Source organism: Saccharopolyspora shandongensis, assembly GCF_900106995.1.
GTDB lineage: Bacteria > Actinomycetota > Actinomycetes > Mycobacteriales > Pseudonocardiaceae > Saccharopolyspora > Saccharopolyspora shandongensis.
Map to the genome: position 1 here is coordinate 44,599 of NZ_FNOK01000042.1, position 26,739 is coordinate 71,337.

The following is a 26,739-nucleotide window of genomic DNA, read 5'->3' on the forward strand; positions in this document are numbered from 1 at the left end:
CGATGGCGACCACCACGAGGGAGCTGTCGGCACTGGTGAGCGAACTCGGGCTGGACAAGCAGAACGGGGCGTCCCTGGGACGGCTGGTCGCCCACGGCGGCCTCGGGCACGCCGAGGAGGACGCCGACGGCCGGATGCACGCGCGGGTCCGGATCCCGGTCGACGAACTGATCTGGGATCCGTCGATCCTCGTCCTGCCGCACGGCGGTGACCTCGAACTGGAGCTCGTCAACGACGACCAGAACACGCACTGCGCGCTGCTGCCGAGCAACGGCGACCGGCAGTTCATCTGGTTGCCGGTCCAGTCGCGCGGCACGGCGAGCCTCAACCTCGACGGCCCGGGCTACTACTGGTACACGTCCCCCATCGGCAACGACGAGGGCCGCGGCCTGGTCGGCGTGATCGCCGTCCTCGGCGACGTCCCGGAGCACGCCCGCCTCGACCGCCCGGCCCAGCCGCGACCCTAGCGCTTCGTTTGAAAAGCGGCGGTAGCCGCTTGCGGTGTGGGGCTTGGCTTGCGCCGCGGGTTCGCGGTGCCCACCCCTCAGGGGTTCTCCGAGCGAGGCCACAGCGAGAAGGCGCTTGAGGTTCCGCCACCCGCACCGCCACGCGAACCACTCTCGAAACACGATCCAGGAAGGAGCGGGTGATGGCGGAATACGTGCAGGCAGGGCATGCCGTGAGCCAGGCGTCGCTGAGCGGCCTGGCCGGGACTGCGCCGCCGGTGGTCCAGAACGTCACGTACGAACGCATTCTCGAGGCCCGCTCGGAGCCGCAGAACTGGCTCACCTACTACGGCGCCTACGACGGCCAGCGGTACAGCCCGCTGGACCAGATCAACGCGGAGAACGTCCGGCGCCTCGTCCCGGCCTGGGTGTTCCAGTCCGGCTCGGCCGGGATGCACGCGGGTGCGTCGACCTATTCCTTCGAGGCCGCTCCGGTCGTCGTGGACGGCGTCATGTTCGTCTCCGGCTGGGACGGCTGGGCCTGGGCGCTGGACGCCCGGACGGGGCGGGAGGTGTGGCGGTACAAGCACGAGGTCCCGTACGACACGTCGCTGTGCTGCGGCAACGTGAACCGCGGGGTCGCGGTGGCGAAGGGGAAGGTCTTCTTCGTGACCCCGAACGCCCACCTGCTCGCGCTCGACGCCACCAACGGCAGGTGCGTCTGGGACGCGATCTACGGCGACGTGCGGGCGGGGGAGAGCGCGACGCTCGCTCCGCTGGTGGTGAAGGACCTGGTCATCGTCGGCAGCTCCGGCGGCGAGTTCGGCGTGCGCGGCCACATCGACGCCTTCGACCTGGAGACCGGGCGGCACGTCTGGCGGACCTACACGGTGCCGAAGCCGGGCGAGCCGGGCTCCGAGACCTGGCCGGACGGCCCGGCGTGGACGCGCGGCGGCGGGAACTGCTGGGTCACCGGCACCTACGACCCGGAGCTGAACCTCATGTACTGGGGGACCGGCAACCCGGCACCGGACTTCGACGGTGCCGTCCGGGAGGGCGACAACCTCTACACCGACAGCGTCATCGCGGTGAACCCGGACAACGGCGAGATCCGCTGGCACTACCAGTACAACCCGCACGACCTGTGGGACTACGACAGCACGATGGAGCACATCCTGTTCGAGCTGGACGGCCGGAAGCTGCTGGCCCACTTCGACAAGAACGGGTACTTCTTCGTCCTCGACCGCACGAACGGCGAACTGGTCCGGGTGGCGCCGTTCGTGGACCGGATCACCTGGGGCGAGATCGACCCCAGCGGCAAGGTGACCCCGAAGGTGTACCCGGACGAGGAGGGAGTGGAGGTCCGCTTCTGGCCGGGACCGGCCGGCGGCAAGGAATGGACGCACGCGGCCTACAGCCCGCGGACGGAGTTGTTCTACGTGCCGGTGCAGGACGTCGGAGCCCTGGTCACGCGGCGGCGCAGGGAGTTCAAGGAGAGCATCCCCTACTGGGGCGCGAGCGTCACGGTGGATTCCGGTGACATGGCGGGCTCGGTGTCGGCCTTCGACCCGGCCACCGGCCGGGAGGCGTGGCGCTGGCGCAACGACGTGCCGATGTGCGCGTCCGTGCTGGCCACCGGCGGCGACGTGGTGTTCGCCGGGGAACCGACCGGGGAGTTCGACGCGTTCGACGCGCGCAGCGGCGAGCTGCTGTGGCAGTTCCAGACGGGCAGCGGCCACCACAGCAACCCGACGACCTACAGCGTCGACGGCAGGCAGTTCGTCGCGGTGCCGGTCGGCTGGGGCGCCTGGGTCGAGGGATTCCTGCCGGGGATGCTGGGAGCTCCGCATGGCGACGCCCTCTTCGCCTTCGCGCTGCCGCAGGACTAAAGAGAGCGTTTCCACACCGCAAGCGGCTACCGCCGCTTGTAAGACACGACCAAGCCGCCCGGAGTGGTAGTGCTGTGACCGCGGACGCCGACGACTTCACCGCCGCGCTGCGCGCCCAGGCGCAGCGCTACCACGACCAGCACCCGTTCCACATCAGGATGAACGCGGGCCTGCTGGGGCGGCGGCAGATCCGGGGATGGGTGGCGAACCGCTTCTACTACCAGGAGAACATCCCCCGCAAGGACGCCGCCATCCTCGCCAACTGCCCGGACCGCGAGGTCCGGCGCCGCTGGGTCCGGCGCATCCTCGACCACGACGGCACGGCGGGCGGGGAAGGCGGCATCGAGGCGTGGCTGCGGCTGGCCGAGGCGGTGGGGCTGAGCCGTGCGGAGGTGCGATCCGGGCGCCACCTCGTCCCCGGCGTGCGGTTCGCCGTGGACGCGTACGTCACCTTCGCCCGCACGCGGCCGTGGACCGAGGCGGTGGCGTCCTCGTTGACCGAACTCTTCGCGCCCGATCTGATGTCCGAGCGCCTCGCCGCGTTCGAGCGCTCCTACCCCTGGATCGACCGCGACGGCCTCGGCTACTTCCGCAACCGCCTGACCCAGGCCCCGCGCGACGCCGAACACGCCCTGCAGGTGGTCATCGACCGCTGCCAGTCCGCCGACGAGCAGGCGCGCGCCGTGGCGGCGCTCTCGTTCAAGTGCGACGTGCTCTGGAGCATCCTCGACGCCATCGACCACGCCTACCCGGACTGACTCACGACTCGACCGGAACGCCGTCGAACACGGCGAAGCTGACGACCCAGTAGGCGACGTAGCAACCGAGCAGCGCGAAGCCGTGCCACCGCTTCAACCGGCCGGTGTGCAGGAAGAACGCGGCGAGGACGGTCATGGCGACGAGCACCGGCAGGTGCCACCGGAGCACGTCCGGGCCGATGGCGATGCTGCCGCCCGAGAGCACGATGACGCCGAGCTTCGCCGTGACCGAGAAGACGAGGCTCCCGATGACGTTCCCGATCCCGATCGCCGGCACGCCCTTGCGGATCGGCTCGACGGTGAGGAAGACGTCCTCGATGGTCAGCACGAGGGTGACGATGGTCGCGCCGAACACGGTGCCCGCGATCCCGTAGTCCTGGAGGATGTCCTTGGTGCCGGTGCTCATCGCGGCGGCGCCGACGACGAGCCCGGCGAGCGCGAGCACCGCCAACCCGAGGTTGGCCCAGCCGGGCCTCTTGCGCGCTGCGGCGAACGGGATCTCGGCGGAGAAGGATTCCCCGCCCGGCCGGGCGTTTCCTTCCACCATTTCGCCGCACACCTCCGCGCTGCGGAACGTCGGTGTCTCCCGGCGGAATTCCTGCACGAGGATGTAGCCGAGGAACAGTGCGAAGAACCCGAGCAACAGCATCCCTTGGACGGCGGTGAGCGGCGCGGTCAGCGCGAACGCGGCCAGCACCAGCGGCGCGGCCGCGAAGATGGCGAGGTAGTCGCGCGGGACGCGCACCGCGGCGGGGGTGATGATCGCGGCGAGCGCGAGCACGATTCCGGTGAACGAGATCGCGGTCCCGAGCACGAGCCCGAGCGACACCTCTTCGAGGTCTTCGAGGTTCAGCGCGACGCCGAGCACGATGTCGTCGAACTCGATGCCGGTGAAGACGACGGCGAGGAAGAACACCGAGATGCTGAGCCGGGAGGCGGCGCCGGCGAGGTATCCGATGAGCTTCTCGGCGCTGCCGATCAGCAACACCGCCCCGGCGACGAAGAGGAATGTCGAGGCCATGACGGAAAGCGCCCCCTGCCACCGCTGCACGTCACCCGCCGAACCCAGTCCAGCACGTCCGATGCCACCCCGAAAGTCGACCGGACTCGAACTGCCGGTCGAGGAGTGCACCTTTTCCGCGAGCAGGAGGTCGTGAGCGTTTTGGAGCGCTATGGCACACCAAAGTACTCACGACCCCGGGATCAGGCCGTACCGGGCTTCGGCGGCTCGAACCCCGCCAGGCCCCAAGTGGACGATCTTCGCCCATGCGCGCGGCTCCCGGTCGGCTGAATTGTCCACTGTGGAGGATGAAATGTGCCGATCCGGTGCCGCGTAGATCTCCCGCTGCGGGGAGGCGATAGGGCGCAGGGATCCGGGTACTCCCCAGGGCGATGGGTTGTCGACGACAGGGAGTATCCGATGGGCACCGCACACCGCATTCCCGGCTACACGTACGGCGAGCCGCAGCTCGAGCACTCGCCGGTCACGATCGCCGAGCTGGACGCGCTGAAGGAGACGCTGCTGTGGGCCGACTCGGACGATCAGGCGCTGCGCATGGCCGGTGACGCCCTCGCCGACCAGGTCGGCGACGTCGTGGCCACCTGGTACGACTACGTCGCCGCGCATCCGCACCTGGTCGCCTACTTCGGGCCTCCCGGCGGCGCGCCGGACTCGGAGTACCTGGAGCGGGTCCGCGCGCGGTTCGAGCAATGGATCCTCGACACCTGCAGACGCCCGTACGACGACGTCTGGCTCGACTACCAGCAAGAGATCGCGCTGCGCCACACTCGGGCGAAGAAGGACCAGACCGACCACGTCGATGCGGTCGACCGGGTGCCGCTTCGCCACATCATCGCCTTCATCTACCCGATCACGGCAACGATCCGGCCGTTCTTGAGCGCGAAGGGGCACGGCGAAGAAGACGTCGAACGCATGTACCAGGCCTGGTTCAAGGCAGTGACGCTGCAGGTGGCGTTGTGGAGCCGCCCGTACGTGCGCGAAGGCGACTGGTGAACGTCCGGACCTTGCTGGGCCTGCACGTGCTGGATCGGCCGCCGCCGAGTAGGTCCGACCACCACCCGCGGCGGAACGGCTCGCGCAACGCGGTATGACGTGCCATTGGGCCGGATGGGCGTGGTGGTTCGGACCTCGTCCCGACAGGTGCTGCAGGCCTACATCTTCGCGGTGCTGACGGCCAATTTCATCGGCGCGGCCCTCGCCGAAGGGCACTGACCGCCGACCGGGCGCGGTGCCGGTGCGTCATTGGGCGGGCGGCAGCGGGTGGCCGGGCGGGGCGATGATGTAGGCGATGCCGCCTGGGGCGTCGGCGACCTTGCCCGCGGCGTCGCGGCGTTTCGTGCGTTGCCAGACGTTCTCGAACTGCGCGCGGGGGTAGATCGTGCGGACCGCCGCGTTGTCGGAGGAGGCTGGGTCGTTGGCGATGACGTCCCCGTCGGCGGTGAATCCGACGATGACCATGATGTGGCCGTCGGTGTCGTAGCCGGCGCCGTCGAGCTCGTCGGCGCGGAAGGATTGCGACGTGATCACGGGAATGCCGTTGCGGATGTACCGTTCCGCGTCGGCCAGCGAGGGCAGCCGGGTGATGTGCGCTGCCAGTCCGTAGGTGGCCGCGTACGCGGTGTTGAACGGCCAGTTCCCGGTGCCGTCGTAGGCGTAGTCGTACGTCTGGCGCGCGGCGTGCTCGACGGCCGGATCGGGGTGCTGCGGATCGACCCAGGCCAGCTCCTGCGCGGACGGCCGCTTTCCCCAGTGCTCGATGACCATTTCCGTCGACGTGGGGCTGCACCACGCCTCGCCGCCACCGCCGTACTGCGGATAGTGTCCACTGTGGATGTTCTGGGAATAGCGCGGCACGGGGAGTTCGACGCCCCAGGCGCCGCCGGGGCCGGAGGTGGGCACCTCGAACCGGTCCGGGATCCTCGACGCCATCGCGCCGACCATCGACAATTCCGGCGAGGCCGGAGTCCCGGCGGCTCGGTAGAGCGTGGCGCGGAGCTGGTACTCGGACAGCGTCGTGCCGGGGCTGGCGGTGAAGGTGTCGACGTTGACGGTTCCGCCGGCGTCGGACTGGCCGTCGATGCTCGTGCGGTGGACGTCGGCATCGCCGGACGCCCACCGTCCCATCACGTACCAGCCGGTTTGCGCGCCGGTGCTGGTCCGGCCCCGCATCTCCACCTGCAGCCAGGTCCCGGGCGGGGTGGCCGCGTTCCAGGACGCGACCAGTTGGGTAGCCGCGAAACCGATGCGGTGCGGTGGGGACGTCCACCGCGCGTACTCGTACTCGCGCGTCGTGCCGCCCTCTGCAGCGGGAAGTCCGACGCTGCCGATCGGGTGATCGATGCGGATGCCCGCCCCGTCGCCGCGGATGCCTTCGGCGTCGCCGGACCGGAAGTCCGCCGCGGAACGCCACTGGTGGAAGTCGATCGCGGACAGTTCGTCGAGAGCCGCGGGTTGCGAGCAGGACACCGCGGTCGACGCCAGCACGCCGACGAACCAGATCTTTCCCGGATTTCGCATCGGACACCTCGATCGGCACCGCCCCGATCCTTCGGAGTGTAGGTTTCCGGCGCGGTGCCGACCATGAGACGTTCGGTGGTAGGGCGGATGCGGAGCGTGATCGAGGTTTGCTAGGGTGCGGACCGCCGGTGAGGGCGGGATAGGCCGGAAAGTGCACCTGGGGATTCTCGAGCCCGCTAGTCCGGGCCCCGGCCGAATCCGACTGCTGTCGTCAACGGTGCTCAACCGTGTCGGTGCGGGGTCGCGGCGACATGGCCTGGAAAGTGCTGGGGAGAGCGACGCGCGCCGTTCGCGGAACTGACCAGCGGAATCATCGCCACCACCGGTCGAGCGGAACGTCCTTGTGCTGCCCGGAAATCAAGGGCGGCGGGCACTCGCGCGCGATGCGGCCGAGGCGAGATCGCCAGGCCCCGCCACGACGCGGAATTCCGGAATCGAAGAGATGGAGCTGCCGGCCTGGCCGGGCGACGGCGCAGGCGCGGCTGCGGAGGTGGGTTCGATGGACGCGATGGATTACGACGTTGTGGTGATCGGGGGCGGCGCGGCCGGTTTGACCGGCGGGATGGTGCTCGCGCGGTCCCGTCGGCGGGTGCTCGTCGTCGATGGCGGCGAGCCGCGCAATGCACCGGCCGATCACCTGCACGGATTCCTGTCGCGGGACGGCATGTCCCCGGCGGAGCTGTACTCGGTCGGCCGGGATGAGGTGGCGCGCTACGGGGGAGAAGTCGTCGGCAACCGGGTGCAGGGCGTCGAACGCGGTGCGGAGCGCGGATTCGTGGTGCGCACCGCCGACGGGCGAGAACTGACGACCCGGTCGGTCCTGATGGCCACCGGCCTGCGGGACGAATTGCCCGACATCCCGGGGCTTCGCGAGCGGTGGGGCCACGACGTGCTGCATTGTCCGTACTGCCACGGCTACGAGGCGAGGGATCTGCCGCTGGGAGTCGTCGGCGGTGAGAACCGGCCGTTCACCGTGCACCAGGCGCAATTGGTGCGGCAGTGGTCGTCCGACGTGGTCTTCTTCCCGAACCGGATCGTCCTGGACGACGAGGAGCGCGAGCGGTTGGCCGCCCGTGGCGTGCGGATCGTGGCGGGCGAAGTGGCGGGAGTCCTCGCCGACGACAACGGCGTGTGGGGCGTGGAGCTGGCCGATGGCGAGGTCGTGCCGCGGGCGGTGGTGTTCGTCGGTCCCCGGTTCGTGCCGCAGGACGGGTTGCTGAAGGGCTTGGGTTGCGAGCTCGGGGAGAACGGCTGGGTCTCCGTTGATCCCTCCGGGCGCACGAGCGTCCCGGGGGTGTGGGCGGCGGGCAACGTCGTCGACAACCCGGCCCAACTGCTCACCGCCGCCGGTGCGGGCACGACCGCCGCCATCGCGCTGAACCACTACCTGCTGGCGGAGGACGTCGAGCAGGCCGTCGTGGAGCACCGTTCGAACCGTCCGTGATGAGCCGGTTCTGGGCCGGTCCCGGCCGTCGGCGGGTGTGATCGAGGATTGCCGGGTCGCGTGCCGGAAATCGGTGCGCCGGCCCGCAATTCCGCCGCGAGGCGGAGATCTCGTCGCCGGGAACCGGCAAATATGAGTCGGTTTTGCGATTGTGGGTGGCCTGTCGGGTGCTACTCGATGGAGGTTTGTTCGGCGAATCAGGTTGCTGCTCGATTACCGCCTGGATACACATGGATTCGGCGGAATTCGAGAAAAGGGCAGCATGGACGACTTCCTGTCAGCTACCGAAGAACTCCTGGCCGGCGGCGTCGAACCCGCTGGAGTGGCCGCGCTCTTCTCCGGTGCGCCCCCGGACATCACCGTGCTGCGAGAGCGGGTGGCCGAGCGCTGGGGCCCGTTCTCCCGGCTGCGCTGGGTGCTTCCGGCCCAGGAGAGCCACCTGCGGCGCCGGCGCTGGACGGCGCTCGACCGGTTCGACCCGCGGCTCCAGGTCGTCGAAGGCGGCGACCTGGAACTCGAAGCCCTCCTCGGCTCCCTCGCGATCCAGCCGCTGGCGCGGGACATCCCGCCCTGGCGGTTGCACCTGGTGCGTCAGCCGTCGCGCGACGGATTCGCCCTGGTCCTGATCGCGCACCACGCGGTGCTCGACATGGAATCCTGCAAGATCCTGTTCTGCCACCTGCTGGACGGCCCTGAGCCCCGCGCCCGGACCAGAACCGGCGCCGCGCCCGAATCGACACCCTTCCGGCGAACCGCGATGAGCACCTTGCGAAACGTGCTGGTCGGCGGGCGAAGCCTGCCCGCCGCGGATCCCGAACCGGAGCTGGCCTGCGCATCGGTGGACTCGGGACGACTGCGCGCCGTTCGCAGCGCACTGCCCGGCGAGGGCGCGACTCCGACGGAAGTCCTGCTCGCCACCGCGACCGGCGCCGTCCGCAGCGTGTTCGGCCGCCCGCACAACTGGCCGGGGAAGCCGGGCGAGCTGTACGCCGTGGTGCCCAAGAACCGTCGAACAGGGCAGAACGCGCAGGAACTCGGCAACATCCTCACGGGCGTGCGCGTTCCGCTGCCCGTCGCGGCGGACCGCCCGGAGGATCGTCTGGCGGCGTGCCGGGGAGTGCTCACATCCGGTCGCGCGGACTCCGTGGACGGGGCCGCGCGGCTGCTCGACGCCGCGCTGACCCTCGGGCCCTGGGCGCTTCGCGCCGCCACCGCGCTCCTCACCTCGGCCAACTTCGCGTCGGTGCAATGCACCACGCTCCGGTGGACACCTGGCGCTTGGGCGCTCGACGGCGCGCCCCTGCGACGCGTGGTCGCGATGCCGGACATTCCCGCGCCGGGGGCGATCAGCGTCTCCCTCGTCGGCTTCGCCGATGCTCTGAGCCTCAGCGTGCTCAGCAACACCCGATCCGGCGACGCCCGGTCGCTGGCGGACGCCGTCGAGCGGGAGCTCGCGCTGCTGGCCGACCTCGCGGCGCAGCTCGAACCGGACAAGTGAGCGGAAACCCCTCGGAACAGGAGTTGGACATGCGGAACGAGACTGCCCTGCACGAGATCTTCCGGGGCCTCGGCGTGGCGGACGAGGAGATCCAGGCGGACACGCGGCTGCAAGCCGACCTGGGCCTCGACTCCACCGAGATCACCGCGCTCGAACTGGAGCTGGAGCGCCGGTTCGGCGTGCGGATCGACCTGTGGAGCGCGGCGGACTTCTCCGTGGCCGACCTCGACGTCCTCATCGAAGGGCGTTGAAGTGCCCGGCATCCCTGAAGAACGCGCACGGAGCTATCGCGAGGCCGGGTGGTGGCGGCCCGAGACGTTGCACGAACTCGTTCTGCGCCACGGGAAAGGCCTTCCGGACAAGTGCGCGCTGGTGTCCGGTGACCGGCGGATGACCTACGAGGAGCTGGCCGCCGCCGTCGAACGCGCGGCCGGAGGGCTCTCGGCACGAGGCGTGCGGCGTGGCGACACGATCACGGTGCAGTTGCCCAACGACATCGAGTTCGTCGTACTCCTGCTCGCCCTGCTGCGGATCGGCGCGCTGCCGATGCTCCTCCTCCCGACGCTGCGGTCGTACGAGGTCGAGCGCATCCTGAAGCTGACCGGCAGCCGCGCGATGGCGCTGCCGCACCGGACGCGTCGGTTCGACCACCTCGCGATGGTCCGCGAACTCCGCCCCCGGCACCCGAACCTCGAGATGCTGCTGCTCGCGGGCGACGAACCGCCGTCCGGAAGCGACATCGTCGACCTGACCGAACTGTGCAGGCCAAGCGCTTCCGGCTGCGACGCGGCGCCCATCGATCGGCCACGGCCGCAGGACGCGGCTGTGCTGTTGCTCTCCAGCGGAACTTCCGGGCCGCCCAAGGTGATCGCCCGCACCCACGAGTCCCTCGGCCACATCATCCGGACCACCTCGGTGGTGAACCGGACCGACGTGAGCACCGTGTACCTCGCGGTCATGCCCGTCGCGCACGGTTTCGCCTTGTCTTGCCCGGGAATTCTGGGTGCGCTAGTCGCCGGCGGGACGGTCGTGCTCGGCAGCGCGGAGGACCCGCGTCGTGCGCTGCGCCTGATCGAGCAGGAACGGGTGACTCATTCCGCTGCGGTGCCGGGGCTGCTAGGCCAGTGGTTGGCGGTGCTCGACGGGGAGCGTTTCGACACGTCCAGCCTCGTCGCGGTCCAGATCGGGGGCGCCAAGCTCGAACCCGCCGCGGCGGAGCGGGCGCGTTCAGTGCTGGGGCCGGTCGTGCAGCAGGTCTACGGCATGACGGAAGGCTTGATCAACGCGACCAGTCTCGACGATCCGGCGAAGGTGGTGTCGTCCTCGCAGGGGCGCCCGGTCTCGGCCGCAGAGGAGGTGCTGATCGTCGACGACGGCGGCGAACCCGTTCCGCCCGGGCAGCCAGGGCAGCTGCTGACGCGAGGCCCGGCGACGATCGGCGGCTACTACCGGGACGCGGCGGCCACCGAAAACGCCTTCACCGCAGAAGGTTTCTACCGGACCGGCGACCTCGTCCGGCAGCTGCCGAGCGGTGATCTCCAGGTCGTCGGGCGGCTCAAGAACGTGATCAATCGCGGCGGCGAGAAGATCTGCGCCGAGGAGCTGGAACAGCTCGTCCGGGAGCTGGCCAACATCGCCGAGGTGGCGGCCGTCGCCGGCCCGCACCCGATGCACGGCGAGATCGTGTGCCTCTACGTGGTGCCGGCCGGCGACGTCGTCCCGGAACTGCGGGAAGTGCGCCTGCACCTGGAATCCCGCGGGGTGGCCCGGTACAAGATGCCCGAGCGGCTGGAGCTCCTCGACGCGATGCCGCTGATCGGGATGGGCAAGCTCGACCGCGCCGCCCTGCGCGAAGCCGCGGCGGCGGCGCGGTCATAGCCGGTTCGTGGCGGTGATCTCCAGGAGCTGGAAGGTGACCGGGGCGTTCCCGGTCCGGTGCGTCGCCCGCTGCATCTCGGTGGCGCGCAGTCCCATCCGCGCCGCGAGCGCTCGCAGCCGCGCGATGTCGCCGAGGCTGTTGAAGCCGAGGAACAGCCGCCCGTTCTCGGTCAGCCGCGCTATCCCTTCCCGGAGATAGCGTTTGTGCGCGGCGTAGCCGGGGTCGAAGATCGCGCGCTGCGTGGGAATGGTGCAGTCGAAGTCCGCCGGTGCCGGGACCACGTTGGAGTTCCAGAACACCACGTCGAAGCGCTCGTCAGGGTCCAAGGCGTCGAAGATGTCGCTGCCGAGCACCCGAACTCGGTCCGCCACCCCGTGCCGGGCGGCGTTCAGCTCGGTATTGCGCACCGCCGCCGGGACGATGTCCACTGCGGACACCGAGGCGCAGCCGTGCAACGCCGCGTTTACCGCGATCACCCCTGCGCCGCAACCGATTTCGAGGAACTTGCCACCGCTCGGATACGGCAACCACCGGGCGAACAGCTCGGTGGACGCCGTGTGGATCGGTGCGAACACCTCCGGCAGCAAATCCCACCGGAGCCCGAGCAGGTCGAACTCCGCCGGCCGGCCCTCGAGTTCGCCATGCCGCTGCGCCAGCCGCATGCCCACGTCGAACGACGATTGCTGAACTACTCCGGGCACCCGGGACAATTCTCCCGTGGACATCTGGGAATTCTCCTAACGCACTACGGCGATCGCGATTGTTTTTTGCGTTCTTGCCCGCATCGGGCAGGAGAGGCTTCGTGGTACTCATCCTTGAGGACCACTCGGCACGCTTCAATCATCCGAGAGCATGAAAATCGTTCCCAGCAGGCGGATTCGGGCAGGCACGCGTCGAGATCAGGAGGTGTGCGCGAGGATCGCCCGGGCGAGCGGTTCGTGCACCTGCGGCGGCAGTGTGTGGCCCATGCCCTCGACCACCAGCAGCTCGGCGCCCGCGATCTCCTCGGCGATCAGCGCTCCGTGGCCCGGCTTCGCCGGTTCGTGCGTGCCCTCGATGACCAGCGTCGGCGCCTCGATCCGGGCGAGCGCGCCGACCGGCTCGAAGGTGGAGTCGGACATCGCGGCGAGCCGGTGGTTGGCGACCGTCGCGGGATCGCGGTCCCGGTCGAAGATGTGCTCCTCCAACCGCCGCTGCTCGTCCTCGTCGAACGGGATCGCCGGGCCGTGCAGCACCCGCGCGGTCTCGATCGCGAAGTCGATCTGGGACCGCCGGTCGGGCGCGGGCGGGCTCACCGCGGCCCTGCCGAAGTGCTCGATGAACTCCCGGTTGGGGCGGGGGAGCTCACCTGGCCGCGGCTCCTCGCCCATCAGCGCGCGCATCAGCGTGACGCCTTCCCCGCGGCCGAGCGGCGAAGACCCGATCACGGTGAGGGACAGCACCCGCTCCGGCTGCTCGGCCGCGATCCACTGGCCGAGCAGCCCGCCGGCGGAGTGGCCGACGATGTGCGCCCGGTCGATGCCGTACGCGTCGAGCACCGCCAGGACGTCGTCCTTGATGTCGGCCCAGGTGTAGGGATCGGCCTCGAAGTCGATCGCGCTGGACCTCCCGGTGTCCCGGTGGTCGTACCGGATGACCCGGCGGCCCGCGGCGGCGAGCCGGCCGACGAGGCCGTCCGGCCAGAGCACGCCCTGCGACATCGAGCCCATCACCAGCAGCACCGGCGGGTGGGCCGGGTCGCCGAACTCCTCGGTCCACAGCTCGACGTTCCCGTTGGTGATCATGCGTTCGGTCATGCGTTGCTCCTTCGCGTTCTCGGTGAGGAGAAGCTTGGTCCAGTGCGCGGCCGGTGCCATCCGTAGGACCACTGGGCACGTGCCGGCCAGTACCGGGATCGGCTCACCGGGCGGCGTTGACCAGGCGGGACAGCTCCGTGCGGGAGGCGACGCCGAGCTTCGGGTAGACCTTGTAGAGGTGGTACTCGACGGTTCGGGGGCTCAGGAAGAGGCGGGCCGCCACCTCCTTGTTGGACACACCGTCCGCGACCAACCGCGCGATGCGCAGCTCCTGCGGGGTGAGCGTGCTCAGGGCGTCGACCTCGTGCCGCGTCGCGGACTCGCCGGCGGCGCGCAGCTCGTCGTGCGCGCGAACCGCCCACGGCTCGGCGCCTAGTCGCTGGAAGGTCTCCAACGCGGTGCGCAGCGGCAGGCGCGCGTCGCCTCCCCGATGCGCGCGACGGAGGCGTTCCCCGTAGAGGAGCGAGGTTCGGGCCTCCTCGAACGGCGAACCGCCGTCTCCCGCGTGCAGGCGCAGCGCCTCCTCGTACAGCGGGAGCGCCTCCTCGCCGTCCTCGGTGACAAGTGCACGGCAGCGGGCGAGCAGCGCCTGTGACTCCGCAGTGCGCGCGTTCGCCATCCAGCGCTCGTACGCCGCTAGCGCGGTGCGTGCGGCGGCCGGCTCGCCACAACCGATTGCGGCCTCGACGCGGTCGGGAGTGGAGCGCAGGGTCGTGACCGGGTGCCCCGCCCCGGGGCCGGCGCCCGCCAGCGACTCGAAACGGCCGTGCGCCGCCGCGAAACGCCCCAGGCCGAGGTCGAGGATTCCCAGGGCGTAGCTCGCGACGCTCGCCTGCAGCCCGATGCGGTGCGGGATGGCGATGGCCAGGGCCTCCCGCGCGTAGCGCTCGCAGTCGGCTTCCCGGCCCCGGGCGGCCGCGACCACCGCGAGGTTGGCCAGGTGACCGGCGGTGGAGTTGGTGTACCCGGCGTCGCGCGCTAGCGCGAGCCCTTCCTCGGAGATCGCGGCGCCGAGGGCGAGGCGGCCGCTGATGCGCTCGGCCCGGGCCACGATCTCCAGGACCATCGGCAGCTGCCCGGTCATGCCGGAGACGCGGGCCACCTGGCCGGCGCGGATGATGTACTCGGCCGCGCTGTCGATCTCACCCAGCTCACCGGCCGCGACCGACGCCCACAGCAGCCGGTCGGCACGGTCGAGCCCATCGGTGCGCGCGAGCGCGCCGCGCAGCAACGGCACGCCCCGCTCAGCATCGCCGGTGTGCAGCGCCGCCACGCCGACGAGGATGTCCCGCAAGAACGGATCGGTGTCCTCGTAGGTCTCCGCGAACCGGCCGATCTGCACGGTCGCGGCGACGTCACCGACGTTGGCGGCGGCCTCGGCGGCGTCGCCCAGCATCTGAAGAGCGCGGGCGGGATCGGCTTCTCTGGCACGCTGCGCGCCTTCGGTGAACACGCGCTGAGCTGCGGCGGCGTCGCCCGAGGTGAGCTCGAAGCGGCCGTGCAGCTGCGCGAGTTCGGCGAGCAGGCGCGGGTCGTCGGTCAGCTCCCGTGCCTCGGCCAGGCAGCTCTCCGCCCGCCCCGGCAGCCCGCCCAGCCAGGCCGCCGTCGCCGCATCGGTGAGCCGCCGGGCCCGCACCGGCGGTTCGGGCGTGAGCTCCGCCGACCGAGCCAGCGCGGCGGCCGCGTCGGCGAAACCACCTCGCGCCCGGGCCCTTTCGCCTGCCTCGGCGAGCTGGTCGGCGACTTGCGCGTCCCGCCCGGCCGTCGCGGTGGCCCGGTGCCAGGCCCGCCGATCGAGCTCTCCGGCCTCCGCCAACGCCTCCGCCAGCGCCGCGTGCACGGCCTGCCGCTGTGCGAAGGTCGCCGCCGCGTACACCGCGGACCGGACCAGCGGATGCCGGAACCGGACCGACGAGCCCTCGACGATGATCAGCCCGACGGTCTCGGCCGCCTCCAGCGCGGCCGTCGAATCGTCGCCGAGCCGGGCCGCCGCACCGAGCACCAAGCCGAGCTCGCCGGAACCTTCGGCGGCCGCGACCAGGAGCACGAGCCGAGTCGACTCGGGCAGTTCCGCCACCTGGCGGCCGAACAGCTCGACCCCGGCGCCGACCGGCAGCGGATCGGGGAGCGGCACCCGCCCGGCGAGCTGGTCGGGCGTCAGCGCCCCGGCGACCTCCCGCAGCGCCAGCGGATTGCCGCCGGTCAACGCGGCCAGGCGCTCGTTCACGGCAGCCGAGGGAACAGCGGTGGAACACCCGGCGAGCAGCTCGCCCGAGCTCTTCTCGTCGAGGCCACCGACGCGCAGCTCCGGGATGTCGCGCACGACCAGTCCAGCGCTGTCGCGGACGGCGATCAGCACCGCCACGCCGTGGGTGTGCAGCCGCCGGACCGCGAAGAGGATCGCGTCGGCCGACGCCCGGTCGAACCACTGGAAGTCGTCGACGAGGCAGAGCAGACCGCCGTCGGCGGCGGCCTCGGCCAGCAGCGAGAGAACTCCGGCGGAGACGAGGAACCGCGCGTCCTCGGCCGGCGGAGCCGCCAGGCCCAGCGCGCCGCGGACGGCGTCGCGCTGCGGCTCGGGCAGGGCGTCCAGCAGATCGGTCACCGGAAGCAGGAGCTGGTGCAGGGCGGCGAAGGCCAGGTCCGCCTCCGGCTCGGCCCCGGTGGCCCGGAGCACGCGCATCGGCGCAGCGGCGGCGTAGTCCAGCAAGGCCGACTTCCCGGCACCGGCCTCGCCACGCAGAACCAGAGCCCGGCCGGTGCCGCCCCGAGCCGCGCCGGTCAACTCATCGATAGCGGCCTGCTCCACCGCGCGCCCGTACAACACGAGGCGATTCTCCAGCAGGTGATGGACCCGACGAGCCGGAGGTACCGGGGTGCCGGACCGGGCGGATCCTTTCGGCCGCGTCGGAACCGGCGACGCCGCTGATCGAAATCGGCTCCAGCCCGGCACGAGCAAGATCGCTATCGTTTGTCCAGGCGGCCGCCCGTGCATCCGGCGGTCGAGCGGGGAGACGTCCGATCCGAGGAGGAGCATGGCTGGGAGTTCCGAGGCGCGCAGCCGCCTCACCGCCTTCGGCAACCAGTTGATCGAAGTGCACGTCTGGCTGCGCGAGCAACTGGAAGACCTCCGGGACGACGTCGACGACTACTTCGACGGCAAGGGCCTCCCGTCGCGTGATCTGCGCGCCCACTGCCTGTCCTTCTGCTCGGCCCTCACGCGCCACCACACCGGCGAGGACCGCGGCGCGTTCCCGGTGATCGCCGACGAGCACCCCGAACTCCGCAAGGTGATCTCGGAGCTGAAGACGGACCACAACCGGATCGACTGGATCCTGGGGAACCTGGAGAAGCTGCTCGGAAACCTCCCGGAGACCCCGGACCCGGCGACGGCGGCGAACGTGCGCGCGGAGCTGGAGGGCCTGTCGGCGATCATGGAAACGCACTTCATCTACGAGGAGAAGAAGCTGATCTCCGTCCTGAACTCGATGAACGTCCCAGGATGGCGAGAAGACAAGCCGGACTTCCTCCTGACCGAAGACGACGACGAGTAGCGGCCGAGGGCGCAGCCACCGATCCGCTTCCATCGAGTGGCCGGTCACCGTGCTTGAGTTCAGGGACCGATCAACTGACGCGGATGAAGTCATCACGCGGTTGGTCCTGTTCGCGGGCGAGACGGCTGGGCTGGAGAGCGCACGGCTCCCGGATGTTGCTGATCTTCCACTTGCCGTCGTGAGCAGGGATGCGACGCGGCCACTTGGCGGGGGTGTGGGGCCGGTGATCAGGGCTCAGTGGCGGATCGACGTGATCCGGCGCTGCTGCCAGGCTTGGCGGGACGTCGCGGTCCAGGGAGTGGTTCCTATGCGCCGGGCACCCGGATGGTCGGTCGTGTTGTGCGCTGCCGTGGTTCTCGGCAGCACGGCGAGCGCCACGGCCAGCGAGGACGTGGGTGTCGGCCGCGGCGACTGGCCGAGCTGGCAGGGCGATCTCGCCGGGTCGCGGTTCAACGAAGCTGAGCACCGGATCACGCCGGACACCGTCGGCGGGCTGAAGCTCAAGTGGGCGTTCGCGTATCCGAAGACCGGGGCGTGGGTGAAGAGCCAGCCCGCCGTGGTCGGCGACGACGTGTTCTTCGGCGGACCGGACCAGCAGTTCTACGCGGTCGATGCGCGCAGCGGAAAGCTGAAGTGGCGGTTCGACCTGACCTCGGTGGCCCCGGGCCCGATGGACGACGTCGCGTTCAACGGGGCGACGGGACCGACCGTCGCCGAGGGCAAGGTCTTCTTCGGCGACAACCGGGGTTACGCGTACGCGCTGGATCAGCACACCGGGAAGCTGATCTGGGCGGTGGACACCGAAGACCACCCGCGCGGTTGGCACACCGGTTCGCCCCTGTACTACCAGGGCCGGATCTACCTTGGTGCCTCCAGCGCAGAGCACGGCGGCGGTCCGGACTACCCGTGCTGCACCTTCCGAGGCCACATCGACTCGCTCGACGCCGCGACCGGGGCGCTGATGTGGCGCTACTACACCGTTCCCGAACCGCAGGCCGTCGGAACCTGGCCCAGCGGCGCGACCCGCTACGAGCCCTCCGGAGCGGGCGTGTGGGGTTCGCCGGTCATCGACGAAGCGACCGGCACGCTGTACGTGGGCACAGGGCAGAACTACTCGGGGAACGGCGGGGACTTCGACACCCTGCTCGCATTGGACGCACTCGACGGCACGCTGCGGTGGAAGCAGCAGGTCACCGACGCCGACAGCTGGCGGGATCTGTGCAACGTCCCCGATTCGGAGGGCTACTGCCCAGGCCTGAAGGACAACACGGCGCTGGATTTCGACCTGGGGGCGGCGCCGAACCTCTTCCCGGTGCAGGGTCGAATGCTGGTGGGCGTCGGCCAGAAGAGCGGCGTTTACCACGCCTTCGACGCGCAGACCGGCGAGGTGCGCTGGCGCCGGCAGCTGTCGGTCCCCGCGCCGCTCGGCGGTGCCACCGGCATTCAGTGGGGAAGCAGCTACGACGGCCAGAACCTCTACGTGGCAACGTACTTCGCCGAACCCGGCACGCTGAACGCGCTGGATCCGGCCACCGGAGAGGTGGTGTGGACAACGCCCAACCCGGCCAACGGCTGCGATTGGGGTGGCGCGGCGGCGTATCCCGACCAGTGCGTGCTGGCGCACACGCCGGCCGTCACGTCCAGCCCGGGACTCGTCTACGAAGGCAGCACCGACGGCAAGATGCGGGTGTACGCGGCATCCACGGGCGAAGTGCTGTGGGAGTACGACACCGTCCGGGACTTCGCCGGCACCAACGGGTTGATCGGGCGAGGGGGCTCGGTTTCCGGCAATGGTGGCGCGGTCGTCGCGAACGGAACGCTCTACGTCCAGGCCGGGTACTTCCCGATGTATCCCAGCGGCCGCGGCAACGTGCTACTGGCATTCGACGTGTCCTAGAGATCCTGTCCGCCGATAGTCCACTGTATACTCTTGATTTGTACTCAACATGGCGTTTTGCAAGGAAAACAGCCGATTAGAGCTGCAATGCAGTGGTCGCTGGGCAGAGCTCGTCCGCGTTCGGTCTTTGTCGTTGGCACGTCCAGGTCGCTTCCGTTCGGTGCACGTGGCACAGTCTTGACCATGTCGCTGGGTGATTTGCCGTCCTGGTTGCCGGGCTGGTGCGTGGACCAGTTGGGCGACGAGCCGGTCGGTGTTCTGTTCGAGGTGCGGTCGATTTCGGCGGTGCTCGGACTGCGATTGGCCGACGGGCGTGACGTCGTGGTGAAGGCGAGGGAGGACGACGGCCGCGCCGCGTCGTGCGTTGTTGCGCAGGCCCGGTTGGCGGAGCGGGGATTTCCGTGCCCCCTGCCGCTCACGCCCGCGCTCGGCGTCGGTGCGCTGACTGTTCACGCCGAGGAATCCCGGCCCGGCGGTGAACTGCTGCGCGGAGATTCGCAGGATGTCGCCGTGAGCTGCGCGGCGGTGTTCGCCCGGCTGATGGCCGAACTGGCCGACGTGACCGTCGCACCGCCGCTGCCGAATCCGCGCTGGGCGCGTTGGGACCACGCGGATGCCGGGCTGTGGCCGGCGATCGAGTTCCTCGACGAGCGAGATCAGAACGCCGTGCCCGCGTACGTCGTCGACACGGCCGACCGGGCCCGCAAGCGGTTGCTGGCCGCCGACCTGCCGTGCGTGCTGGGCCACGCCGACTTCGAAGCGCAGAACCTCCGCTGGCGCGACGGCCAGGTGTGGGCCGTGCACGACTGGGACAGCCTGGCGTGGCAGCCGGAGGCGGCGCTGGCGGGCGCGGCGTGCGGGGCGTTCGCCAGCGCATCGCCACCGACCCTGGCTCCGATCGAGAGCTCCGCCGCGTTCTTGGCGGCTTACCAAGACTTTCGGGGGCGCCGGTTCACCGCGGAGGAGCAGGAGATCGTGTGGGCGGCCAGCCTGTGGCCGGCCGTGCACAACGCCCGCTGGGAGGCCCTGCACGGCGATCCTCCGGTGGCTTGTGACGCCGTCCGCGCCCAGTCAGCCGAACGCCTCCGCCGAGCGAACGCCTGATCACCACCGCCTGACTAAGCCGAGCTCGTGATGGACTGCGGCGCACTCGCGGAAAGCGTGTCGCTCAGCAGCGGTGTGCTGTGATGTTGCTGCCAGTGGCCGATGAGGGGAGCGGGAATGCGCTGGGGCGAGTCCGACGTCAACGGCAGGCGGGTGTGCGACGAGTGCGGGCACGCGCGCAGCGAGCACAGCACGCAGGGCTGCATGGCGGACGTGCAGTACACGAGAGTCGACGGTGTGGGCCGGGTGGACTGCCCGTGCGGGCTGTACTGGACGAACGACTACACCAGCGTGGTGGAGTGGCCCTGCAGCTGCGGGCACCCCAAGCACAACGGCGAGTGCCGCTACCCGGGCTGCTGGTGCGGCCACGAGCAGCCATCGTGGCAAATCGACCCGAGCCAAGGGATATGACTGCGGCATAACGGGAAACATCATGGGGCGTTCGGATGATCAAGCCGAATTTTCGCGGCCGTAGCGCGTTTCGACCAGGACGGCCGTGGCGTCGTCGCGCGCTTTGTTCCGCGGCACCCGAGCACCGAGCGGATCATCGTCCTCGGCGGCTCGGACTTGCCCGACCAACCCATCGGGCCCGGCCTCTCGCAGCACGCGCAGAACGCCAGCGGTCGTATCGATCGGAGTGAGGTCGAGCGCGCGCATGGCGCCGTCGCTGCACACCGCGACACTCTCGACCTGGCCGACCGGCGCCGAGCCGGTGAGGGAGTGCGCGGCGGCGCCGGGGTTGCTCGATGCGATCCAGTAGCCGCCCTCCCGGTTCCGGGAAGCCAGCTCGATCTCCTTCATCGCCAGGATCGCCGCCATCTTCTCGTCGGTGCCGATCAGGAACCTGTCGCACGCCCGGCGTTCCTCCCAGCCGGTGCGGCTGACGCGGTCGTCGCAGGTCACTACGGCATCGTCGGTGGTCTCGACGATGACGGTGATGTCCCCGAGGACGATCCACTCCACGGCCTCGGACGTCCAGCGCACCAGACCGACCGCCGCGGACGGGGTTCCGCGGTGCTCCAGGTCGCAGGAACCGGAGTGCGCCGCGGTGACCTGCCGGATCGAATCGGCCAGCACGTCCCGCAAGCCCCTGGCGTGGTCGGCGGCGTTCGCGACCAAGCCCGCACCGAGTGTGCGGACGTACCACGGAAGTCCGTGGATGCAGCCGGTATCGGTGCGGATGGTCGCCCCGTCGAGAACGACGACGAGACCGTCCGAGGCGGCGAACCAATCCTCGTTCGGCTTGTCCCCGCTGGGCTGGGTGTGCGCGGTGATGTGCACCGTTGTCCTCCCTGAAACGAGCAGCTCGCAGCCCAGTCCACGTCGAACGCGCCACGCCCACCGGCGCCCGGACGGATCAACACAGCCCAGCCTGACGACCACCATCGGTGTCCACGGCGCCGGAAGGCCGCCGCTCAGCCCGCCTGGAAGTCCGGCAGGGTCGCGATGTTCGCCACGTGCAGGTGCTTGATGACGTTGCGGGGCTTCGGCTTGGCGTAAGCCTCCGCGCCGGATTCGTACAGCAGCACGGCGTACCCGCCGAAGGTGGTCATTCCTTCGGACATGCTCGGGGCGCTGAAGCACTTGGCGGACGGCTCGATCTTCTTCGCGAAGGCGTCGACGACGTATATGTTGCTGAGTTTCTTGCGCTCGTACGAGGTGCTGAAGATGAAGTGGTCGCGGGTGATCATGACGCCTTGCGTCTTGCGCGGTACCTCGTACGACTCGATCATGGTCAGATTGCCGTCGGCGGCGACGTAGTAGGACTGCATCGAGCTCTTCTTCTTCTCGTCGAAGGTGCCCGCGAAGAGCATGCCGTCGTAGCTGGTGAGGAAGGAGGATCCGTCGACCGAACGCGCTTTGCCGTTCTGCGGGAGCAGTTTGCCGTCGTTGCGCTTGAGCGCGGCGACCAGGTCGGAAGCTTTGTACTTGCGGATCGTGTGCATCTTGCCATCGGCGCGACCGGAGACGAACACCCAGCCCCTCGCCACCGCGATACCGCCGACGTGCGACCCGGCGATCTGCACGTAGCCGATCTCCCGGCCGGCGGTGTCCAGGCCGTAGATGCGCGCGCTCTTCCCTCCGTTGGCGTATTCGCTGATCAGGAAGATCGGCCTGCCGGAGCCGTCCCAGTTCTCCAGGACCGCGATGCCCTGCGGGACGTAGGCGCCTAGTCCTGGGATCGGCGCGCCGGCCCGGAACTTGGTGTCGTAGACCAGGCCGGCGGATTTCCCGCGGTAGAACTTCGTCGCATCGCTGCCGGGCTGGTGGTTACAGGTGATCGCCTCGGCTTCCTGCCCGACGGCGGTCGCTGGTGCTACCACGAGGGCGCCCAGCGAAAAGGCGGCGCAGGTCAGCACGGTCGTGGTTCTGTGGAGCACTGATCGCATCGCATTCCCCTAACGCTCGCGTCGAGTGCGGCAACCAATCTTCCTGAGCGGTGGGGAGACATCGGCGTCGAACGCGCCGAGAACACCCGAACAGCGCAGCGGTCGCCGGGCTGTTCGCCTTCACGATTGTCGAGCGCGATCATGCTCATACCATCCGCCCTCGTGGTGGCGATCGTGGCGATCGTGTGGTTCGCCACCCGACGCAACGGCCCCGCGGTCACCCCGAAGACCGTCTAGAACAACCCGGAAACGCGCATCCCGTCGATCCATTGAGGACATTCATTGGTGCCGACCGGCCGTCCACCTCGATCTTCTTGGTCCCGGTGAAAGATCCTTCGCTGCCCAGCAGGTCGGGACCGACCTCGGTGTTACAGCTGGCGGATGTCCTCTCCGCGTCGGCCGGTCACGTGCTTGACGTACCGGTGGCACGGGACGTGGATCGGCCCGTCCGGGCCTTCCGCGGGGTAGTCGAACGGGCCTTCGTCGGCCCAGCCCTGGCGCTGGTAGAAGTGGCGCGCGCGGGCGTTGCCGGTAGCGACGGCGAGCCAGGCTCGGTCGTGCCCTTGCTCGCCGACGAGGCGTTCCGCCTCGGTGAGGAGCAGAGACGCCACGCCGGTACCGCGGTAGGCCGCGGCCACGTAGACCTGCTCGACCTCGTCGGCGACCACCATGACGAACCCTGCCACCGTGCCGTCGAAGACCGCGACCACGGTGTCTTCGACCCGTTGCGCCGCGCGGGACGCGAACGACTCGGCCGTGCGGACCGCGGTCAGATCGTCGGGTACATGTCCCAGGTGGCCGTCGCGCCATCCGCCCCACCAGATGTCCGCTACTGCCTTTGCATCGGCAGGGTCGGCGGGCCGCAGCGCGATCGGCTTGTCGTGTCCAGGCATGCGGCCAAGTTACCGAGGTGGTCCGACATCGGTCGCGGTCCCGGGCTGGATCTCGATTTGCTCGGGATGTCACCGGGTTCGCGGTAGTCCGGTGTCGGTGGAGCGGCTCATGCTGGTCGGGTGACCGCGATCGAGCGCCGCCGGGATCCGACCTCACTGCTGCTGAAGGGCTTGTCCGAGCGCGAATGCGCTCGATTCCGCAACCGCAACCTGCGCCAGCCCGGGCATGGGCGCCGGGTGCACGCGGTCGAGCTGCGCGACTGGATCGGCGGCCTGAAACTCCCCGTGCCCGCCTGCCACCAGCCGCTGGCCACCCTCGCGCTCGCCGGTGATTCCGAAGCCGTCACAGCCGCCGTCGACTGCGCCCGCTGCCTCGCCGGAAACCCCGACCCGTTCACGCCGCTGACCGTGATCGACGGCGGCCAGCTCACCCTCGACCTCCGGCCGGACGCCGAGTAGACCGGGACGAGCAGAGCCGCGGCCGGTCGCTGGCCGGCATCGCCGCTTGATCAGCCGGGCCCGGCGGTTCCGGTGATCAGCACGAACAGCGGCAGGCCCATGTTGTCGACGACGTGGACGGCCACCGCGGGCCAGATCGATCCGCTGCGGCGCATGATCTCGGCGGCGATGATGCCCACCACCAGCGCCTGGACGTGCCTGCTCAGCTGGTGTGGGCGGCCACGGTGTCGATGAGTTGGGGCCAGAGCTCGCGGGGGCGGTCGTGGCCCATGTCGGGGAGCAGCAGGAGTTCGGCGCCGGGCACCAGGTCCGCGGTGCGTTTCCCGCCGCTGGGGTCGATCAGCGTGTCGTCCAGGCCGTGGATCACCAGCGTCGGCACCTTGAGTTCGCGGAGTGCGTCCGCGCGTGAGCCGCTGAGGATCATCGCGCCGAGCTGCCGGCCGATCCCGGCGGGGGAGTAGGCGCGGTCGTAGCTGTCGGCGGCCAGCTCGCGCAGGGCCGCGGGGTCGCCGTAGCGCTTGGAGGCCCACACCAGCTCGTTCTCCGCTGCCGCGAGATATCCCTGGCGGTCGGCGGGCTTCGGGCTGAAGAGCACAGTCTGGGCCTCGGGGCTGGGCTGGCCGTAGTCGCTCTCGCCGGTCGAGGACATCATCGACGTCAGCGCAAGCACCCGTTCCGGGTGGGAGATGGCCATCGTCTGGGCGATCATTCCGCCCATCGAGGCACCGACCACGTGGGCGCGTTCGATGCCGAGCGCGGTGAGCAAGCCGAGGCCGTCGTCGGCCATGTCCTGCAACCGGTACGGAACCATCGCGAGTGCGGCGGGAATGTCTCCCGAGCGCACGGCGGCGATGAACCGCCCCATGTCGACGGGATGATCGTCGAACTTGGTGGACAGCCCGCAGTCGCGGTTGTCGTACCGGATCACATAACGGCCGCGGTCGGCCAGCGCCCGGCAGAAGTCCTCGTGCCAAGCGATCATCTGCGCGCCAAAGCCCATCACGAGCAGGACGGGGGCGTCAGCAGGATCGCCAAAGCTTTCGTACGCGATCGACACCCCGGGCGACACGTCAACGATCGGCATGCGCGGAGCCTTCCATGACCAGCCGTGGAGCGCACCCAGATTGTCAGCGCGTGACCTGCGCATCCTCCATGCAGGTTCGCAGCACATGGAGCAGTCTCGAGGCCACGGTGGTCTCGAGACTGCCCCCGCTTCTGCCCAAGATCCGCCGGACAGACCCTAGCTACCTGGGCGGAGCCGGTCGCGCCTGATCGCGAGTACGCGTTCGTAGAAGGCATTCGCCGAGACTGGGACGCCTGGCTCACGACATGTCCGGACTCCTGAGCGAAAAGTGCACCCACGATTACGTCAGCCACGGCACCACGAACCTCTCGCCGCGCTCAACGTGGGCACCGGCGAGGTCTACGGCGATTGCAAGTCAACCCGAAACGGCCGCGCTCGTTTAGAGTCAGGAAACCTGATAGCGATCAAGCGCTGTCACCATCCTTTTCAGGGGGCAGTCTTGCGAAAATCCACCGCCATGGCAGTCCTCACCGCTTTAGCCCTCACCGGTCTGCCCGCGGTCGCGAATGCGGCCGCCGAGCCCGCCGTGGACTGGGCGAACAGCGTCACGGGCGATCTGGGCACGCTCCAGGTCGCCGCTCGCGCCGACGCGGGCATCGACTCGCTGCGTGCCTACATCGTCTCCTACGCAACCGGTCAGGATGTAGCGGTCATTGACGACCTCACGCTCCATTCCGGCACGACCACCAACGGCGTATGGCGCACACCGCAGCCGCTCCAGCTCGACCAGTTGGGCAGTTACCGCGTCGACGTCGAGGCCACCGACACAGTCGGCGGGTTCGCGCCGCGCCGCCAGGCCGGCAGGCTCACCTACCTGGTCGACACCGAGCTGACGCTGACCGCGGACACCACCACGGTCACCTACTCGCGCCGCACGATCCGCGCCTCAGGCGTGCTCACCGGCAGGTGGCCCGATACCCGCGAGGTGAAGCCGGTCGTAGGCGGCACGATTTCGGTGAGCAACGGGTGGGGTGGCTGGTCCACGAACGCGACCACCTCGGCCGACGGTTCGTACAGGACAGCCGTCGAGGCCGACAACAGCGCCTTCTACGAGGGCATGGCGTTCGTGGACGCCACCTACGCCAGCGAGGGTCCTTACCTGCGCGCGACCGCCGACCCCCTCCAGGTCACCGCGACACCCGTGAAGTCCCGGATCACCGCGCAAGTCAGCGAGCGGCGCATCGACCGGGGCGCGTCGGTGGTGCTGTCCGGCAAGCTCACCTGGCGGTCGCCGGAACTGGGTTGGCAGCCCTTGGCAGACACCGGTCTCGGCGTTGGGTTCTGCGTTACCGAGGACTACTGCACAACCAGCGTCGGCTACCCGACCACCGACGCCGAGGGCCGGTTCGAGCTGACCGTCACCCCGTGGGAGACCGGCTTCTACCGGATCGGCTACGGCTCGCCCGACGTGTTCGTCTCGGACGCTGTGGGCCAGGCTGACATCGTGGTGTACCAGCCGGTCGAGTTCACCGACTTCACCGCGGCGCGGGACCCCTCCGGCGCGGTCAACGCCTCCGGCCACCTCCAGTTCGATGGCCACACCCCGTGGCCGATCCCGGTGCAGGTGCAGTTCCGCGCCTCTGGCACCAAGGCGTGGACCACCGTGGCCACCGCGCCGAACGCCGAGTGGGACGGCACCGGCTACTTCTTCTCCGCGACCGTCGCCGACCGGCCGGCGGGCGAGTGGCGAGCCTTCTACGAAGGCCAGGAGAAGCAGTTCCGGCCGACCTACAGCACGACGGTCCTCGTGAGCTAGCCGGGCCGCCCCGCCTCGCCCGCGGCAGGGCGAGGCGGGGCACCGGGCTGATTTCGTTCGTGGTCGAGGGCAGTCGCCGACATCGCGGGCGTGCACACGTCATTGCGGTCCGCCGCGCGGTACTGGTCGCGGTACTCGGTGAGCCGAACGTCTCGGAGCGGACGGACCTCGCGACACGAGAGGAAGAGGGCCTGGACTGCTCGCTGAGCTGAGCACGAGTGGGCCTACCCCGGGGCTGGGTCATCGTCGATGTTGGTGGACTGGCGGGCAATGCAGGCCGTCACCTTCACCGCCTTCCGGTCATGCGGGCAGGTCCGGCTACCGTCGCTTGCGGCTGCCCTCGGTATGCAGGGC

General features: G+C 69.8%; 24 protein-coding genes. 14 read left to right on the forward strand and 10 right to left on the reverse strand.

Translation table 11 applies throughout. The annotated features are described in order from the left end of the window. Positions 1–2: 2 nt before the first annotated feature. From BLW84_RS32595 to pqqC, 3 genes are all read left to right on the forward strand, one after another. Positions 3–467 (forward strand): MSMEG_3727 family PQQ-associated protein, encoded by a 465-nt coding sequence (locus BLW84_RS32595; RefSeq protein ID WP_093273302.1) that lies wholly within the window; start codon positions 3–5, stop codon positions 465–467. A 182-nt stretch (positions 468–649) separates the two neighbouring features. Continuing rightward, positions 650–2,335 (forward strand): PQQ-dependent dehydrogenase, methanol/ethanol family, encoded by a 1,686-nt coding sequence (locus BLW84_RS32600; RefSeq protein ID WP_177226813.1) that lies wholly within the window; start codon positions 650–652, stop codon positions 2,333–2,335. Between the two features lie 74 nt (positions 2,336–2,409). Further along, the gene (gene pqqC / locus BLW84_RS32605) at positions 2,410–3,093 is read left to right on the forward strand and encodes a pyrroloquinoline-quinone synthase PqqC (protein ID WP_093273304.1); all 684 of its coding nucleotides are present in this window, start codon (positions 2,410–2,412) and stop codon (positions 3,091–3,093) included. Between the two features lies 1 nt (position 3,094). On the opposite strand, the gene BLW84_RS32610 is transcribed toward pqqC, so the two are convergent. Beyond that, on the reverse strand, positions 3,095–4,114 hold the full coding sequence (locus tag BLW84_RS32610) for a sodium:calcium antiporter (protein ID WP_093273307.1): 1,020 nt from the start codon (positions 4,112–4,114) through the stop codon (positions 3,095–3,097). A 399-nt stretch (positions 4,115–4,513) separates the two neighbouring features. Here BLW84_RS32610 and BLW84_RS32615 point away from each other — a divergent pair, with 399 nt between their 5' ends. Then, on the forward strand, positions 4,514–5,107 hold the full coding sequence (locus tag BLW84_RS32615) for a protoglobin domain-containing protein (RefSeq protein ID WP_093273309.1): 594 nt from the start codon (positions 4,514–4,516) through the stop codon (positions 5,105–5,107). Between the two features lie 246 nt (positions 5,108–5,353). On the opposite strand, the gene BLW84_RS32620 is transcribed toward BLW84_RS32615, so the two are convergent. Next, on the reverse strand, positions 5,354–6,631 hold the full coding sequence (locus BLW84_RS32620; RefSeq protein ID WP_093273311.1) for a C39 family peptidase: 1,278 nt from the start codon (positions 6,629–6,631) through the stop codon (positions 5,354–5,356). Positions 6,632–7,130: 499 nt separating this feature from the next. Here BLW84_RS32620 and BLW84_RS32625 point away from each other — a divergent pair, with 499 nt between their 5' ends. From BLW84_RS32625 to BLW84_RS32640, 4 genes are all read left to right on the forward strand, one after another. Then, the gene (locus tag BLW84_RS32625; RefSeq protein ID WP_093273386.1) at positions 7,131–8,075 is read left to right on the forward strand and encodes an NAD(P)/FAD-dependent oxidoreductase; all 945 of its coding nucleotides are present in this window, start codon (positions 7,131–7,133) and stop codon (positions 8,073–8,075) included. Positions 8,076–8,337: 262 nt separating this feature from the next. Continuing rightward, the gene (locus BLW84_RS32630) at positions 8,338–9,573 is read left to right on the forward strand and encodes a wax ester/triacylglycerol synthase domain-containing protein (RefSeq protein ID WP_093273313.1); all 1,236 of its coding nucleotides are present in this window, start codon (positions 8,338–8,340) and stop codon (positions 9,571–9,573) included. A gap of 29 nt (positions 9,574–9,602) precedes the next feature. Then, positions 9,603–9,824 carry an acyl carrier protein gene (locus BLW84_RS32635; protein WP_093273316.1) on the forward strand — a complete coding sequence of 74 codons (222 nt, stop codon included), beginning with the start codon at positions 9,603–9,605 and terminating at the stop codon, positions 9,822–9,824. A gap of 1 nt (position 9,825) precedes the next feature. Beyond that, a complete protein-coding gene (locus BLW84_RS32640; protein ID WP_093273318.1) occupies positions 9,826–11,451 on the forward strand; it encodes a (2,3-dihydroxybenzoyl)adenylate synthase in 1,626 nt (541 codons plus the stop codon). On the opposite strand, the gene BLW84_RS32645 is transcribed toward BLW84_RS32640, so the two are convergent. From BLW84_RS32645 to BLW84_RS32655, 3 genes are all read right to left on the reverse strand, one after another. Further along, positions 11,446–12,177: a methyltransferase domain-containing protein gene (locus BLW84_RS32645; protein ID WP_218157563.1), complete on the reverse strand. Its 732-nt coding sequence runs from the start codon at positions 12,175–12,177 to the stop codon at positions 11,446–11,448. The genes BLW84_RS32640 and BLW84_RS32645 overlap by 6 nt on opposite strands. Before the next feature lie 174 nt (positions 12,178–12,351). Continuing rightward, the gene (locus BLW84_RS32650; RefSeq protein WP_093273388.1) at positions 12,352–13,248 is read right to left on the reverse strand and encodes an alpha/beta fold hydrolase; all 897 of its coding nucleotides are present in this window, start codon (positions 13,246–13,248) and stop codon (positions 12,352–12,354) included. A 103-nt stretch (positions 13,249–13,351) separates the two neighbouring features. Continuing rightward, positions 13,352–16,075, reverse strand: coding sequence for an ATP-binding protein (locus BLW84_RS32655; RefSeq protein WP_093273323.1), 2,724 nt, complete (start codon positions 16,073–16,075; stop codon positions 13,352–13,354). Between the two features lie 208 nt (positions 16,076–16,283). Here BLW84_RS32655 and BLW84_RS32660 point away from each other — a divergent pair, with 208 nt between their 5' ends. The 4 genes from BLW84_RS32660 (at position 16,284) to BLW84_RS32675 (ending at position 20,214) form a co-directional block, all read left to right on the forward strand. Then, entirely contained in the window at positions 16,284–16,802 is a 519-nt protein-coding gene (locus BLW84_RS32660) for a hemerythrin domain-containing protein (RefSeq protein ID WP_093273326.1), read from the forward strand. A 307-nt stretch (positions 16,803–17,109) separates the two neighbouring features. Then, positions 17,110–18,699 (forward strand): outer membrane protein assembly factor BamB family protein, encoded by a 1,590-nt coding sequence (locus BLW84_RS32665; RefSeq protein ID WP_093273328.1) that lies wholly within the window; start codon positions 17,110–17,112, stop codon positions 18,697–18,699. Between the two features lie 183 nt (positions 18,700–18,882). After that, positions 18,883–19,803 (forward strand): aminoglycoside phosphotransferase/kinase family protein, encoded by a 921-nt coding sequence (locus BLW84_RS32670; protein WP_093273391.1) that lies wholly within the window; start codon positions 18,883–18,885, stop codon positions 19,801–19,803. Between the two features lie 117 nt (positions 19,804–19,920). Next, entirely contained in the window at positions 19,921–20,214 is a 294-nt protein-coding gene (locus BLW84_RS32675) for a hypothetical protein (protein ID WP_093273331.1), read from the forward strand. A gap of 39 nt (positions 20,215–20,253) precedes the next feature. Here the strand turns inward: BLW84_RS32675 and BLW84_RS32680 are convergent, their stop codons facing one another. The 3 genes from BLW84_RS32680 to BLW84_RS32690 all read right to left on the reverse strand — a co-directional run bounded on the left by BLW84_RS32680 (position 20,254) and on the right by BLW84_RS32690 (position 23,086). Then, positions 20,254–21,084 carry a hypothetical protein gene (locus BLW84_RS32680; RefSeq protein ID WP_093273333.1) on the reverse strand — a complete coding sequence of 277 codons (831 nt, stop codon included), beginning with the start codon at positions 21,082–21,084 and terminating at the stop codon, positions 20,254–20,256. A gap of 134 nt (positions 21,085–21,218) precedes the next feature. Continuing rightward, positions 21,219–22,184, reverse strand: coding sequence for a hypothetical protein (locus BLW84_RS32685; protein WP_093273336.1), 966 nt, complete (start codon positions 22,182–22,184; stop codon positions 21,219–21,221). Between the two features lie 377 nt (positions 22,185–22,561). Continuing rightward, positions 22,562–23,086 carry a GNAT family N-acetyltransferase gene (locus tag BLW84_RS32690; protein WP_093273338.1) on the reverse strand — a complete coding sequence of 175 codons (525 nt, stop codon included), beginning with the start codon at positions 23,084–23,086 and terminating at the stop codon, positions 22,562–22,564. 120 nt (positions 23,087–23,206) lie between these two features. Between BLW84_RS32690 and BLW84_RS32695 the strand changes: the two genes are divergently transcribed. Beyond that, positions 23,207–23,545, forward strand: coding sequence for a hypothetical protein (locus tag BLW84_RS32695; RefSeq protein WP_093273340.1), 339 nt, complete (start codon positions 23,207–23,209; stop codon positions 23,543–23,545). 50 nt (positions 23,546–23,595) lie between these two features. Here BLW84_RS32695 and BLW84_RS50005 read toward each other — a convergent pair whose 3' ends face one another. Further along, positions 23,596–23,724, reverse strand: coding sequence for a hypothetical protein (locus BLW84_RS50005; protein ID WP_281247472.1), 129 nt, complete (start codon positions 23,722–23,724; stop codon positions 23,596–23,598). A gap of 23 nt (positions 23,725–23,747) precedes the next feature. Then, the gene (locus BLW84_RS32705) at positions 23,748–24,629 is read right to left on the reverse strand and encodes an alpha/beta fold hydrolase (RefSeq protein WP_093273342.1); all 882 of its coding nucleotides are present in this window, start codon (positions 24,627–24,629) and stop codon (positions 23,748–23,750) included. Positions 24,630–25,086: 457 nt separating this feature from the next. On the opposite strand from BLW84_RS32705, the gene BLW84_RS32710 reads away from it, so the two are divergent. Further along, the gene (locus tag BLW84_RS32710) at positions 25,087–26,385 is read left to right on the forward strand and encodes a hypothetical protein (RefSeq protein WP_143061174.1); all 1,299 of its coding nucleotides are present in this window, start codon (positions 25,087–25,089) and stop codon (positions 26,383–26,385) included. The last annotated feature ends 354 nt before the right edge of the window (positions 26,386–26,739 follow it).

Excerpts from the sequence above, each read along its gene's own strand:
- BLW84_RS32595 (WP_093273302.1), top strand. The coding sequence starts at position 3 with ATGGCGACCACCACGAGGGAGCTGTCGGCACTGGTGAGCGAACTCGGG.
- BLW84_RS32650 (WP_093273388.1), bottom strand. The coding sequence starts at position 13,248 with ATGACCGAACGCATGATCACCAACGGGAACGTCGAGCTGTGGACCGAG.
- BLW84_RS32630 (WP_093273313.1), top strand. The coding sequence starts at position 8,338 with ATGGACGACTTCCTGTCAGCTACCGAAGAACTCCTGGCCGGCGGCGTC.
- BLW84_RS32625 (WP_093273386.1), top strand. The coding sequence starts at position 7,131 with ATGGACGCGATGGATTACGACGTTGTGGTGATCGGGGGCGGCGCGGCC.
- BLW84_RS32710 (WP_143061174.1), top strand. The coding sequence starts at position 25,087 with ATGGCAGTCCTCACCGCTTTAGCCCTCACCGGTCTGCCCGCGGTCGCG.
- BLW84_RS32670 (WP_093273391.1), top strand. The coding sequence starts at position 18,883 with ATGTCGCTGGGTGATTTGCCGTCCTGGTTGCCGGGCTGGTGCGTGGAC.
- BLW84_RS32645 (WP_218157563.1), bottom strand. The coding sequence starts at position 12,177 with ATGTCCACGGGAGAATTGTCCCGGGTGCCCGGAGTAGTTCAGCAATCG.
- BLW84_RS32635 (WP_093273316.1), top strand. The coding sequence starts at position 9,603 with ATGCGGAACGAGACTGCCCTGCACGAGATCTTCCGGGGCCTCGGCGTG.
- BLW84_RS32610 (WP_093273307.1), bottom strand. The coding sequence starts at position 4,114 with ATGGCCTCGACATTCCTCTTCGTCGCCGGGGCGGTGTTGCTGATCGGC.
- BLW84_RS32660 (WP_093273326.1), top strand. The coding sequence starts at position 16,284 with ATGGCTGGGAGTTCCGAGGCGCGCAGCCGCCTCACCGCCTTCGGCAAC.
- BLW84_RS32675 (WP_093273331.1), top strand. The coding sequence starts at position 19,921 with ATGCGCTGGGGCGAGTCCGACGTCAACGGCAGGCGGGTGTGCGACGAG.
- BLW84_RS32620 (WP_093273311.1), bottom strand. The coding sequence starts at position 6,631 with ATGCGAAATCCGGGAAAGATCTGGTTCGTCGGCGTGCTGGCGTCGACC.
- BLW84_RS32690 (WP_093273338.1), bottom strand. The coding sequence starts at position 23,086 with ATGCCTGGACACGACAAGCCGATCGCGCTGCGGCCCGCCGACCCTGCC.
- BLW84_RS32615 (WP_093273309.1), top strand. The coding sequence starts at position 4,514 with ATGGGCACCGCACACCGCATTCCCGGCTACACGTACGGCGAGCCGCAG.
- BLW84_RS32705 (WP_093273342.1), bottom strand. The coding sequence starts at position 24,629 with ATGCCGATCGTTGACGTGTCGCCCGGGGTGTCGATCGCGTACGAAAGC.
- BLW84_RS32665 (WP_093273328.1), top strand. The coding sequence starts at position 17,110 with ATGCGCCGGGCACCCGGATGGTCGGTCGTGTTGTGCGCTGCCGTGGTT.
- BLW84_RS32600 (WP_177226813.1), top strand. The coding sequence starts at position 650 with ATGGCGGAATACGTGCAGGCAGGGCATGCCGTGAGCCAGGCGTCGCTG.